General features: G+C 44.5%; 11 protein-coding genes and 1 pseudogene. 10 read left to right on the forward strand and 2 right to left on the reverse strand.

What is annotated here, in order from left to right; genetic code table 11:
- Positions 1 to 93: 93 nt before the first annotated feature.
- Together QFZ81_RS07515 and QFZ81_RS37250 are read left to right on the forward strand one after the other, a co-directional pair.
- The gene (locus QFZ81_RS07515; RefSeq protein WP_307602139.1) at positions 94 to 1,824 is read left to right on the forward strand and encodes a type 2 periplasmic-binding domain-containing protein; all 1,731 of its coding nucleotides are present in this window, start codon (positions 94 to 96) and stop codon (positions 1,822 to 1,824) included.
- A 229-nt stretch (positions 1,825 to 2,053) separates the two neighbouring features.
- Positions 2,054 to 2,158 (forward strand): hypothetical protein, encoded by a 105-nt coding sequence (locus QFZ81_RS37250; protein ID WP_373463650.1) that lies wholly within the window; start codon positions 2,054 to 2,056, stop codon positions 2,156 to 2,158.
- 140 nt (positions 2,159 to 2,298) lie between these two features.
- Here QFZ81_RS37250 and QFZ81_RS07520 read toward each other — a convergent pair whose 3' ends face one another.
- Positions 2,299 to 3,138 carry a helix-turn-helix domain-containing protein gene (locus QFZ81_RS07520; RefSeq protein ID WP_307445984.1) on the reverse strand — a complete coding sequence of 280 codons (840 nt, stop codon included), beginning with the start codon at positions 3,136 to 3,138 and terminating at the stop codon, positions 2,299 to 2,301.
- A gap of 140 nt (positions 3,139 to 3,278) precedes the next feature.
- On the opposite strand from QFZ81_RS07520, the gene QFZ81_RS07525 reads away from it, so the two are divergent.
- From QFZ81_RS07525 to sda, 4 genes and pseudogenes are all read left to right on the forward strand, one after another.
- Positions 3,279 to 6,380: a glycoside hydrolase family 2 TIM barrel-domain containing protein gene (locus tag QFZ81_RS07525; RefSeq protein WP_307602141.1), complete on the forward strand. Its 3,102-nt coding sequence runs from the start codon at positions 3,279 to 3,281 to the stop codon at positions 6,378 to 6,380.
- A 218-nt stretch (positions 6,381 to 6,598) separates the two neighbouring features.
- Positions 6,599 to 6,777: pseudogene (locus QFZ81_RS07530) on the forward strand (ATP-binding cassette domain-containing protein); the annotation flags it as partial.
- Positions 6,770 to 7,159, forward strand: a complete 390-nt coding sequence (locus tag QFZ81_RS07535; protein WP_307445981.1) for a carbohydrate ABC transporter permease — start codon at positions 6,770 to 6,772, stop codon at positions 7,157 to 7,159. The pseudogene QFZ81_RS07530 and the gene QFZ81_RS07535, both read left to right, overlap by 8 nt.
- Positions 7,160 to 7,171: 12 nt before the next feature.
- Positions 7,172 to 7,342 (forward strand): sporulation histidine kinase inhibitor Sda, encoded by a 171-nt coding sequence (gene sda, locus QFZ81_RS37255; protein WP_373462692.1) that lies wholly within the window; start codon positions 7,172 to 7,174, stop codon positions 7,340 to 7,342.
- A 38-nt stretch (positions 7,343 to 7,380) separates the two neighbouring features.
- Here sda and QFZ81_RS07540 read toward each other — a convergent pair whose 3' ends face one another.
- Positions 7,381 to 8,007, reverse strand: coding sequence for a TIM-barrel domain-containing protein (locus tag QFZ81_RS07540; protein WP_307449998.1), 627 nt, complete (start codon positions 8,005 to 8,007; stop codon positions 7,381 to 7,383).
- A gap of 118 nt (positions 8,008 to 8,125) precedes the next feature.
- On the opposite strand from QFZ81_RS07540, the gene QFZ81_RS07545 reads away from it, so the two are divergent.
- The 4 genes from QFZ81_RS07545 (at position 8,126) to QFZ81_RS07560 (ending at position 13,350) form a co-directional block, all read left to right on the forward strand.
- Complete coding sequence (locus QFZ81_RS07545; protein ID WP_307445979.1) at positions 8,126 to 9,895, forward strand: sensor histidine kinase; 1,770 nt, start codon at positions 8,126 to 8,128, stop codon at positions 9,893 to 9,895.
- Positions 9,888 to 11,324 (forward strand): response regulator, encoded by a 1,437-nt coding sequence (locus tag QFZ81_RS07550; RefSeq protein WP_307445977.1) that lies wholly within the window; start codon positions 9,888 to 9,890, stop codon positions 11,322 to 11,324. Before QFZ81_RS07545 ends, QFZ81_RS07550 begins: the two co-directional genes overlap by 8 nt.
- 197 nt (positions 11,325 to 11,521) lie before the next feature.
- Positions 11,522 to 12,481 carry an ABC transporter permease gene (locus QFZ81_RS07555; protein WP_307445975.1) on the forward strand — a complete coding sequence of 320 codons (960 nt, stop codon included), beginning with the start codon at positions 11,522 to 11,524 and terminating at the stop codon, positions 12,479 to 12,481.
- Complete coding sequence (locus tag QFZ81_RS07560) at positions 12,478 to 13,350, forward strand: carbohydrate ABC transporter permease (RefSeq protein ID WP_307445973.1); 873 nt, start codon at positions 12,478 to 12,480, stop codon at positions 13,348 to 13,350. Before QFZ81_RS07555 ends, QFZ81_RS07560 begins: the two co-directional genes overlap by 4 nt.
- Positions 13,351 to 13,402 lie beyond the last annotated feature (52 nt).

The following is a 13,402-nucleotide window of genomic DNA, read 5'->3' on the forward strand; positions in this document are numbered from 1 at the left end:
ATTGTATTTGTCAAGGGGATGTCAGCAATCATTTCTTGACCGCAATGAAAAAGTACGACTATGCAGGTACATGACAAGGAGGTTAACAAACAAATGATTAGAGGGAAAAAATGGATAGCGGCCGCGGTCTCGATGAGCGCCGTGCTTGTATTATTGTCCGCATGCAGCGGCGGCAAAACCGCGGTAGATTCACCGGCGCAATCGAGCGCAAGCACAGATCCTTCGAAGCAGCAGGAAATCACGTTGACGGTATTCTCGAACCTGGCCAATTATGCCGGGAATCAACCGGGTTGGTTTGCGAAGGTGATCAAGGACAAATTTAATATCAAATTAAACATTATCGGCGGCGGCCAGCAAAAAGAGGCTACGATGTTGGCCTCGGGCGATGTGGGCGATATCCAGGTCGCAATCAACGTCAAAGATGCGATCAAAGCTGACCTGCTGTTGGATTGGAAGAAAAACGGGCTGCTTGACAAATACGGCCAAGACATTCAAAAATATGCCGGCCAAGCGCTTGAAGCCAGCAGCAAGCAATTCGGCGGCGGCACGGCGATCTACAGTATAGGGCATAACGTAGGCAGCGGCAGCGGCCCGAGCGAAAACGCCGATATGACATTCGGCCCCGAGATCCGCTGGGACTTGTACCAGAAGCTGGGCAGTCCGCAAATCAAAACGTTGGACGACTATCTGACCGTCCTCAAGCAAATGCAGCAGCTCAGTCCGAAGAGCGATAGTGGCAAGCCTACGTACGGATTTTCGCTGTGGTCGGACTGGGACGGGTCCGGTTCAATGAACGTAGGGTCTATAACTGCATTATACGGCTATGGGACAGGGGACGGATTCAACAAAGCTGATTTGATCCTGACGAAGGCCGATGAAGCGAAATGGCAAGGCTTGCTCGATGACGACGGTTACTACTTGAAAGGCGTGAAATTCTTCTTTGATGCCAATAAGATGGGACTGCTTGATCCGGACTCCTTGACGCAGAAGTTCTCCGACGTGTCCAATAAGTACAAGGACGGGCAAATTCTATTCGCGCAATTTCCTTGGGTAAGCAGCAATTACAACACCACGGAGCACACGTCTGCAGGCAAAGGTTTCGCGTTCGTGCCATTCGGCGATGAGAAAATGTCATCCGTCGGGTTTAAACCACAGGGCGGCACGTGGTATTGGTCCATTGGCGCGAAGACGAAGTATCCGGAGCGCGTGATGCAATTCCTTAACTGGCTGTATACGCCGGAGGGCGTCATGGTATCCAGCTATGGACCGAAGGGCTTGATTTGGGATATCAAGGACGGCAAGCCGACTTTGACCGATTTCGGGTACAAAGCGATCACCAACTCCGTCAATATGCCTGACGAATATGGCGGCGGGCTGTACAAGGACGGCGTCAACCAAATCAACAACGCGACGATCTCCAAGTCTATGATCAATCCGGAAACTGGGGAACCGTATGATTACACGATGTGGACCTCGTATTTGAATCATAATCCGGATCCGGTCACGAAGAGTTGGCGGGACGCTATGGGTGCGCTGACGGTGAGAGATTACGTCGTCAAGAACAACCAAGTTGCCGTGGCACCTGAGTACTCCAGCAGCGAAGCGCCGGCGGAGCAACCGGCCGACATCAAGCAGAAGAACAGCGAAGTGGGCAAAGTCATCAAGGAATATTCCTGGAAGTTGATGTTCGCGAAGGATGATAACGAGTTTAACAGCCTGAAACAGCAATTGATCACGAAAGCCAAAGGTTTGGGCTACGACGACGTTGTCAAGTGGCAAGTCGACAAATACGAAAAAACGGTCGGTGCGGCGTTGAAAAAGTAATCAACAAAGATGGAATGCGACTATTCTGTCGAATGTTCCATCGAAATTACTTGAAACGATTAAGCTTCGTGAAATCTGAATTCCGTGAGCATAACTGGCTCACGGAATTTTTACGATCAGCCTGCTGTTTTATCATTACTTCCGGAATGAAAATTGCTCATAAATAGGGGGACTTTCTCCTTGCCTCCCGTTTCCTCCAGACTCCGCATCGCGACGGACGCCCTTGCTCTTGGCTAATGTAAACGGCGCCTCCACAACAGATGGAGCGCAAATCATCGAATGGTCGGATAATAACACCAATAACCAAATGTGGCAATTATCCAAAGTTAATTAGAATCCTGGATCGGTGACCAGATAAGAAACATAAACCGCTCTTCGGAGCGGTTTCAGATTGTTGGCAAAGCCCCGGTTTCTCGGGACTTTGTTATTTGTTTTTTTTCTGAGCGAAATGCCTATATTGGCTGTAAAGTATTGTCACCTGTGGCGGTTACGAATATAACGTCCTGGAGGCATTCCTTCCGATTTAGTAAATTGTTTGGTAAAGGAGTAAATATCCCCATAACCAAGACTAACGGCTACATGTTTGATGGGGAGTCCGGAGAGGAGCATCATTTTTGCCTGTTTCATTAAATGTTCGATGTGGTATCGCTGAGGGGAAATCCCGGTCGTGGCTTTAAATAACTTCCTGAAATTCTCATAGCCCATATTTACGGCTGCTGCAGTTTCCTTCATATCATAATGGATATCATTAGAGCCGCCGATTAGTTGGCAAGCCTTCGACATTTTAGGATCATTGTGCTCTCTCTGCGTATAATGAACGCTGCCATGTAATCGGATAATGAGCTCTTGTGTTTTCATCAGCAAATAGGGAAGCCTTTCATCTGCAGCGCCTTTAAGGTTGTTTAGCAAGGCAGCAAAATCAATAACAAAATCGCTCGTAACCTGCGTTGCTTGCACCTCTTTATCGGAATTAATAATTCCAAGTGTTATTAGGTAATGATAGACAGGATAACCTACGCTAATATAAAACTCTATCCATTCCCCATTTGGCTCGATTTCGGTGGAGTGCAAACGTTCGGGCAAACGCTGAACCAGATCCCCCGCTTGCATCGGAATAACGGTACCGTCCTCTGAGATATATCGTCCACTGCCTTGCAGAATCAAAAAACAGCTGTAATATCCGATCTTAAAGTCATATTGGGAACGCTCTGCCGTTAATTTTCTCATAAAGCCGCATGACAAAATGCCTTGGTCGAAATCGTCGCCGATACACCGGTATACAACATCATTTTCCTTTATATCGTCGTAATTCATATCGTCGCTACACCTACCAAAATGGATAAATGAATTACCAGACTTAACATTTCATATGAAGACTTATCCTTATATTATAAGGATATCGATTTTATAGTACAACCAATTAGAACAATTGATGGGGGGATTATTTAAAACGTATGAAGCCGAACAGAGACTGGGAGAATCCGCATATCACTCAAAAGAACCGTTACCCCATGCATGAGCCGTACGGAGTATACGAAACTGTAGAACAGGCGCTAAGCGGCAATCGCAGAACGTCCAAATATGTAAAATGCTTAAACGGCTCGTGGAAATTTAAATTGTTTTCGTCTCCAGGCGTGGTAACCGATGAGTTCTATCATCCTGAATATGACGTGTCCCGTTGGGATGATATTCCGGTTCCTTCCAACTGGGAGCTTTTCGAATATGGAAAACCAGTGTACACCAATATCAAGTATCCCTTTGCACAGAAGGGGGCGGACTCTCATCATGAAATTCAACTGAAGAAAGATGAATTTGTTTTGAATCCGCCTTATGTGCCAGAGGATAACCTTACCGGATGCTATGTTCGCACGTTCGAAATTCTCGAACATTTTAAAGACCGAGATCTATTTATCGATTTTGCCGGCGTGGAATCTTGCTTTTATCTGTGGTTAAACGGGAAGCTCGTCGGTTATTCGCAGGACAGCAAGCTTAACGCTTCTTTCGATATTACGGATTACATCCAAATGGGACAGAACCATTTAGCCGTTCAGGTGATGCGATTTGGAGCCGGTACTTATCTGGAGGATCAGGACTACTGGCATCTATCGGGGATCTACAGAGATGTTCTGATTTATGCCAAACCGCGAATGCGCATTCATGATTATAAAATCGAAACGCTCTTTTCGGGTCAATACGACAATGCCGAATTAGCCGTAACGGTTTACCCTAATCATCAAGCAAGCTGTTACGGGGAAGCTCATACGCGCCTGTCTCTATACGATCACGATCAAAAATTGGTCGCGCAATTTGAAACGCCGAAGTTTGCGGATTGCAGATCCTACCTGCAAGACAACTATGCGGCGAAGGCCAAACAAACCATTAAGAGTCCCCAATTGTGGAGCGACGAAATTCCTTACCTCTATAGATTGGTATTGGAAATGATCGACCCTGACGGAAATGTCGTTGACATCGAGAGTTCAAATGTCGGCTTTCGCGAAGTTAGCATCGATAAGAACGGGATATTGAAAATAAACGGCAAACGTCTCATCATCCGTGGAACGAATCTTCATGCGTTTTGTCCCGAAACCGGGCGCGTGGTGTCAACGGCGTATATGCGTGAGCAGATTAAGATCATGAAATCGCTTAATATCAATGCGGTAAGAACGAGTCACTATCCGCATGCAGTCGAATGGTACGACCTCTGTGATGAATTGGGCATTTATGTAGTGGATGAGGCCAATATCGAAACTCATGGCATCGGCGGCCAGTTGAGCGCATCTCCCGAATGGACGCATGCTTATATGGAACGTGCAGCACGAATGGTGCTAAGAGATAAGAATCATCCCTCGATCATTCTGTGGTCCCTGGGAAATGAATCCGGTTACGGAGCGAACCATGCCGCAATGTACGGCTGGATGAAGGAATATGATAAAACAAGATATGTTCAGTATGAGTCCTTGAATCCTCCGGCCAATATTTCAGATATCGTGGCACCTATGTATCCTCAGAAGGATTGGATCCTGGATTGCATGGCCAACTGCGAAGATTTGCGGCCGTTTATTATGTGCGAATATGCGTACGCGAAAAGCAACAGCAACGGGAATTTCAAGGAATTTTGGGACCTTATTCATAAATTCCCACGGTTTCAGGGCGGTTTTATTTGGGATTTCCAGGATAAAGCGCTTGTTAGGACTGATGAATCCGGGAACAAAAAATATGTTTATGGCGGCGCATTCCAAGAAGAGATTATGGATGCTGCGCCCGATATGTGCCTGAACGGTATTGTATTTCCGGATTTAACACCGAAACCGGCTGCCTATGAAATCAAATATGTTCAGTCTCCCGTCCAGATCGATTACTTTGAACGGCCTTATCCTATTCATGGCAACAAAAGTTATCGAATATATAATCATTATACGCATCGAGACTTAAGCCACCTCGACATCGGTTGGGAACTTGTTTGCGACGGGGAGGTTGTCGAAAACGGTACATTACCCAAATTGAATACGCCGGCCGGATCTATGGACAGTGTTCAGGCACCATATGATCCAACCAAGGTCTCTGGAGAAGCGTACCTGAATTTCTATTCTTATCTGAACGAGGACACCTATTATGCAAATAAGGGAACCTGTATGTATGCATGCCAGATCGAGTTGAATGATTCCGTTTATGAAATTCATACCGGAGATATTGAAAGTGGAAGCCTGGTATATGAAGAAGCTGCAGATCGAATTCATATTCATAATGAAAATACGAACGTAGTCTTCTCGAAAGAAACGGCAGAGTTCATTTCTGTGAGATACAAGAACCGGGACTACTTTACGGGCGGAGCTAACAATTTCTATCGCCCGCCAACGGGGATAGACGCTGGTATACCTGGTGAGACGCTGAACTATGCGGATGATTGGATAAGCCTTGGGCTGGACTCCAATCAGAAAGAGATCATGCGTATCCGGGTATATGCTGCGCCTGCCTCCGTTATCATTCAGGTTCATGCTCTGTATCATGGGTGCATTGAAACACGAACTGACTATGCAATTGGCGGCAAAGGGATTGAAATTACCAACACTGTCGTGAATAATGCCAATGTCGATACGATTCCGAGAATCGGCCTAAACTTTAACTTCTCTGCTGCCTGGAAGAATATCAGATGGTATGGTCGCGGGCCATGGGAAAACTATGCGGACCGTAAAACGTCTGCCTTCGTTGGTATATATGAAAGCTCTGTTGAAGAACAACATGTTCCCTACATCGTACCGGTTGAATGCGGAGGCAAGGAAGATGTCCGTTATCTATATGTTTCTGCGGATGATCGCAAGGTAAAAGTTACCTCGGCGGGTCACTTCCATTTTGATATTCATCCATACAGCATCGGACAATATGACAATGCCGCCTATGAAGATGAGCTTGGCACATCCGATTCCGTTTTCCTTCATATCGATTACAAACATGCAGGTCTTGGCGGAGACAACGGTTGGACCAAAAATATTCACGATGAATATAAAATCGAAAAGGGCATCTATGTTTACAAGATCACTTTAGAGATCATGGATTGAACAGCAGGCCCCGGGTATAATCAGCAATAGCAAATTGTAAAGGTTGAGTAGTGAAATAATTGTAAGAGACCGTTCTTAACTAAAATGGGAGTACGATCTACCATTTGCGGAAGGAACGGTTTCTTTTTTTCAGAGAATATTTTTTAATAAAATAATCAATTTAAACTAATCGGAAAGACAATTAAAATGCAAGTATAAAGCAATGGGGGAGAGATAAGATGAGTAAACCGCTAATGCTAATGGAAGGAATTGAAAAGCATTTTCCCGGTGTGCATGCATAAAACAACTGCAAATTTGAATTGCTCCCCGGCGAGGTTCATGCTCTGGTTGGAGAAAACGGAGCAGGAAATAAACTCTCATGAAGATCTTGACTGGCGTTTATCGAAAAGATGAGGGGGAAGATATCTTTTCAGTCAGTACCAAGAGAATTGGAAGAATCGGCAGCACTTGACGGGGCTGGACAACTCAGAACGTTTTGGCAAATCATATTTCCTCTACTTAAACCATGTACAACAACAGCAATCTTTATCGGGCTTTCGATGTGGAATGACTTCCTGACACCGCTCCTGATCGGGCAGGTTCATACCATTACATTAGGCATTTATACCGCAATAGGTCCTCATTCTTCCAATTGGGGTCATATGTTTGCCTTCGTGTTTTTCGGAACTTTTCCTGTTGTAGCCGCCTACCTGTTAGCTCAGAAACAATTTGTTAGTGGACTCACCGCAGGAGCATTAAAAGAACAAAGAATAATATTATTTGAAGGCGATTTCAAATAGAGATGACAAGTTGTGTGGTCATTATCGAATGAAGAATTGTTAAATATGTTAAATGAAGCTACGAAACTAAAATTAGACACTGAATTTATTGAAATGATTCAACACCAAATTCATCGGCGGAAAGTTGAAGAAAATATTAAAAAAACTGAAACTGCTCATATCCCTGCTTGGAGAGCGCATTGAAAGAGAGGTAAGCATCACTGCTGAAGGTCGCACATAGTTCAATGTAATGCTGCGTAAACTGCTTTAACGTCTGGAATTACTTGCATTCCGTCCCGTAAAAATACCGGAATCTTGCTTAGAAGAGCTTCAACATGAATGGTTTGTCCGCCTTCGAAGATACTTCCTGTACGTGCATCCGTCCAACTTGCACCTTCACCCTCATCCCCAAAACTCCATACCTCGTTGTTTCCGCCGGTACTTAATGCTTTGCTGCCGTCTTTTCTTAATACATCCTTGCCTCCACTGCGATCGCCATGCAAACTCATAACAGGACAGAAAGTCCCCCATTGGAACCATCGGATCAGCAGTTCACGGAATTTGGGATTGTCCGAGTTACCTCCTGCAAAGCCTCCGATATCCGTCGTCCACCAAGAGATCCCTGCCATTCCCATATGAAGGCCTGCAACGATTTGTTCTCTGAAATCTTCAAATGAAGAATGAATATCTCCCGACCACACTAATGCGCCATATCGTTGGCTGACTGCCCAAGCGCAGCGAACTAGGTTTACGATATTGTCCTGTCCTTGCGCCTGCATTCCGTCATAAAAGGTTTTTGAAGAGGGTCGGCTACCACTACGGTGAAAATTCTGGTATCTCTTTACTTGAGGATTATTATCGTTTACTATTCAACATATAGGTGCTCCTCTCAAGGTTTATGGGTTTCTTCGCAGATACCATTATCCTTGGTTTGGCGCACTTTTTCAATTTTTTCCAAATACAGAATGAAAAAAAAGGACATATCACATGAAACGATCATATTTGAAAAAACTTCCCATCACGATGCAGTTATCTTTACTGGGTTTATTAATTGTTATGGTTATGATTTCGATTATGGCTGTGAATTATTACCGTGCCGTCAATGTCGTAAAGAAGAATAACAGCGATTACATCAAAGGTGTTATTTCGCAACTGAACCAGTCCATTTCTTCGAATAGTAATGATGTTAAAAGAATTATGGAAACGATTGCCTATAACGGACAAACCGTACAAAATTTTTTGTCTGAAAAAAATCCAGTCCAAAAGTTAGAAATGTTCAACCAGTTAAAAGCTTATTTGTCAGATATGAGGAAAATGAAAAAGGCTATTTTGGATATTGCACTGGTTGAAAATAACGGCGCCGTATTCAACTTCCTGGCCAATTCGGCTCAAATTGAAGCAATTTCCAGGGAAATTCCGAGAGATAACTTGTCCTATTTTTTGGGGCTTAAAATGATCGATTTACCTTATACTACAACGCCGGTGTTGGTTGCGGGAGTGCCAATCTATTCAACAACTGATTTTGAGGCCGTCAATAGTGAACTTGGAACTCTGCTTTTGATAATCGACAATCGACTGCTCTTTGGCGACGGCAACCCTGTCAATTTACCCGAGGGTGCCTTAATCTACATGGCTGATCGTAACGGAAGGCTCTTCTATACGAATGATGATTCAAGTAAACTTGGGGAGCCGATTCCCAAAGATAGATTGTTGAATCATAACAGTCTATATATGATTCAGAGGGAAGCTATTCCGGATATGGACGGTGAAATTGTTATTGCCATGCCGAATCATGTGCTCCTTCAAGGTCTTAATGTGATCCGTCAACAGCAGCTTATCATGGTTGCAATTGCACTCGTATTGATGATTATACCTCTTCTGTTCGTGAGCAATAACATTCTGCTGCCTTTGAAGAAGTTTATGAGGTTGATGGGAGAAGTGAGTCTCGGGGAAAAAAACCATCTCAGCAAACGAATCGATGTAGATGGTTATGCGGAAATGATTATTATGGCTTCACGTTTCAATGAAATGTTGGCGGAAATTGAGAAATTGACGGATCATTTGCTGGAAAGCAAGCGTGTCCTCTACGAGTCGGAGTTGATTAAACGGAGAGCGGAACTCAGCTTTTTGCAAAGCCAAATCAATCCGCATTTTTTATACAATACGCTGGAATCGATCAAAGGTCTTGCCGCTAGAGAGGGTTCTTCGAAAATATTCGAACTGACAAAGGCGCTAGCTATGTTTTTCCGTTACAGTATCAAGGGACCTGATATGATTTCCTTGGAAAGAGAATGGATCATCATAAAAAACTATATCTTCATTCATCAAATCCGATTTGGCGAACGCTTGCATGTGGAATACGATATTCCTACGGAATGCCTCGCATGTCTTGTCCCTAAAATGATCTTGCAGCCCATCGTGGAAAACGCCATCAAACATGGCATTGAGCCGCTCAGACAAACTGGTGTGTTGGTGATAAAAGGCTATAGGGACAGGGAGAACCTGTATCTCTCCGTTAATGATAACGGTACAGGAATAAGTTTGGAACAGTTAGAGGAAATTAATAATACAATGGAATGCTTATCGCCAACAGATGGCCTTGATGGCGATTCCGTATCCGGCATCGGACTGGCAAATGTCCATAAAAGAATCCGCATGATTTTCGGAGAACCATACGGCATCAGGATGACGAGCGAGCTTGAAGGCGGAACAACGGTCTCGCTTACAATACCGGTTAGGGGTGAAGGTCATGTATAAAGTCTTTATTGTGGATGACGAGGAACTGGTTATAGAAAGCTTGATAGCGACGGTGGATTGGAAGGGCTGCGGCTATGAAGTTGTCGGATATGCGCTTAGCGGGGAGGAGGCAGTGGAAGCTGTCAAACATATTCAACCGGACGTGATTTTTTCCGATATCCGGATGCCCGGAATGAACGGGCTGGAACTGAAAAAACGATTGGACGATGCGGGTATATCCGCCAAATTTATAATCGTGAGCGGACTGGCGGAATTTGCTCTTGTGCAGAAAGCAATCCAGAATAACATATCCGGTTATTGCCTTAAACCTTTCGACGAGATGGAAATCATGGGGTATCTTAAAAAGATCAAGCGTGAATTAGACACCCTTCGTCTGTTGCCTGAAGGCGAAATACTTGATTTGATCGAGAACGGTACGCCAGAAGCAACCAGCAGATTGCAGCGTGAGTTAGCTTTGGCCGGCATGACAAGTTCCGGAAAAGAAGATTTGCGTATCATGCTTACAGTGAGAAGGGACAAGTTTCCGATCAATGAAAAAACACCTTGCATTACGTTGCGTATCGGTTATCGCAAGTTTATATACGTGATGGCTGACAGTGATGCGACCGAATTAATGACCCAATTTGCTTCTGAAAGTCGTCATTTCTTAAAAGGAATCGGGTTCAGCAAACGGGGTGTCGATACGGAAGGATTTACACAGGCTATCCAAGATGCAGAGCTTCAAGCCTATCAATATTTCACTTTAGCCGAAATCTTCACATGGGAAGAATCATGGAAAACCAATGACACGAAGTCGGCATTTGCAGTGCCGACAGACGGAAATAACCAGACGTTCAACGCACATATGGATTCCTTGTTATCCATGTTCCAGAGCGGTCTTCTGAATATCCGGCATGCCCTGTTGTTGTATAACGATTGCATTACGCAGTTAAGTCGAAAAGGTATGGATTCGGACGATTTATACCTCTATTCTTTCGAACACTTGGCAGATCAGTTTGAGGATGTCCGGGATATGATCGATTATTTAAAGGGATTGTTCCGGGGGGAGCAGACTGATCAACAGCATGTTTCCATGCAGTCTGGACGCATTCATACATTCTCTGCCATACTGGAATACATCAACGAGCACTTTGGCGAGGACATTACAATTCAGGGCTTAAGTAAACAATTCAACTTAAACTCGAATTATATCTCGCAATTATTCAGAAAAGAACTGGATAAAACCTTTACCGAGCACTTAACCGGTCTTAGAATGAACCGCGCTTCGGTGTTGCTCAGAACTACGTCCATTCCGATCAACGATATAGCGGATCAGGTAGGATACCAGGATTATTTTTATTTCAGTAAAATGTTCAAAAAAATGATGGGCAGTCCGCCAAGAAGCTATCGTTACGACCAAAGTCAGAACGGCTATATTTCCGGCTCCTAATTAACGGAGGCCGTTTTTTTTTTTTTTTGTATTCCTTATCGAAAACTTGTACTTGAATTAGGTGCAAGACAATTTCTCCTCCAATTCGACATAAAGTTACATGAAAAATACAAGAATAACACTAATTTAACGACATACCCCTATGGAAGCGTTTCCTTTACAATAGATTTATAGACGAGATAGGAGGCGAGAGGGGTATGCAAAATACAGTAAGTCACGCGAAATACAAGGGGCGTTTGAAGGGAAAAACCAATCGCAAATGGCAGGAAATCGTCCGTCATAAGTACTTCTACTTGATGGTATTTCCAACCGTGCTGTTCTTTCTGATCTTCGCGTATGTGCCTATGTACGGCGTGATCTTGGCTTTTAAGGACTTCAATTATTCTCTGGGCATCATGAACAGTCCCTGGAATAACTTTCAAAACTTTCGGGATGTGCTGGGCGATCCGAAATTCCTGCATGCGTTCAACAACACCTTGTTGATCAGCTTCGGGCGTTTGCTTATCGAATTTCCGATCCCGATCCTGCTGGCGATCCTGCTGAATGAAATGCGACACGGTAAATTAAAGCGGATCTATCAAACCGTATTTACATTTCCGCATTTCATCAGCTGGGTCGTGTTAAGCGGAATCATAACGAGTATCCTGAGCGATCAGGGCGTGCTCAATCAGATCCTGCAGCTATTCGGATGGGGAAAAAACACGATCCTGATCCACGACGGAAGTTTTCTGGCGCTGCTGTTCACGTCGAACATATGGAAAGAAGCAGGCTGGTCCTCCATTATTTATCTGGCAGCCATCGCGGGTATCAATCCCGAGCTTTATGAGGCGGCGGCCATAGACGGCGCAAACCGTTATCAACAAATGAAGGCCATTACATGGCCAGTGATTCGTACCACGGCAGCTATTCTGCTTATTCTGGCCGTCGGCGGTATTATGAATGGCGGGTTCGACCAGATCTTCAATTTGTATAACCCGGCCGTTTATGAACGCGCCGATATTCTCGATACCTACGTGTATCGCAGCGCTTTTGTAGACGCAACGGGGTTCGGCTATTCCACTACGGTTGGTTTACTGAAATCCGTCATCAGTTGCTTGTTGCTTTTCGGATCAAACTTTTTTGTGAAGAATGTTATGAAGGAGGGGGGCCTCTATTGAAGCGCTTATCGGTTACTAATGCGCTGATCGCGATCATCCTGGGGCTGTGCGCGATCGCGGCTGTATTCCCGTTTTATCAAACGCTCGTTCTGTCCTTGTCTACCATATTAGACAGGAAAGCGGGAGGGGTCATGTTGTTTCCGAGATCCATTGATCTCTCTTCGTATCAATATATTTTTCATGAAGGCAAGGTGGTCAAAGGTTTGCTTATATCGGTCTTCGTGACCGTGTTAGGCACATTGGTAAATTTGGTAGTAACGACGACAGGCGCTTACGCGTTATCCAAGAATTCGATGCCTGGCCGAAACGTGATCCTTACTTGCATCATCTTTACGATGTTTTTTTCAGGCGGTCTTATTCCCTATTATTTGACGATTCAAGGTCTGCACTTGCAGAATAATTTACTTGTCATGATTTTGCCGGCGGCTGTAAACGCGTTCAACCTCATCCTGATGAAGAACTTCTTCGGAAGCGTCAATCCTGCTCTTGAGGAGTCGGCCAAAATTGACGGGGCTAACGATCTTAGTATCCTCATTCGCGTCGTCATACCCGTTTCGTTGCCGATCATGGCGACCATGTCCTTGTTTTATGCGGTTGATCGCTGGAATGAATGGTGGCTTCCTATGTTGTTTATCAACGATATAAACTTGCATCCCTTGCAGCTTGTATTAAGAGACACGATAACCAATCTGAGTCAGTCGATCAACAACCCGGCAGGCCAACAGTTAGCCGCACAAATGCAAAACGTTTACCCGGAATCGGTAAAGTCAGCGATGATCATCGTCTCCGCCATTCCCATATTAATGGTTTATCCATTCGTGCAGAAACACTTCAATGCGGGAGTTATGATTGGCTCCGTCAAAGAATGATAATAGTGGCTTCGGCCGTTATTATATACATCCTGAGCTTCAAAAATACAAG

This window comes from Paenibacillus sp. V4I9 (assembly GCF_030817295.1).
In the GTDB taxonomy this organism is placed as follows: Bacteria; Bacillota; Bacilli; order Paenibacillales; family NBRC-103111; genus Paenibacillus_E.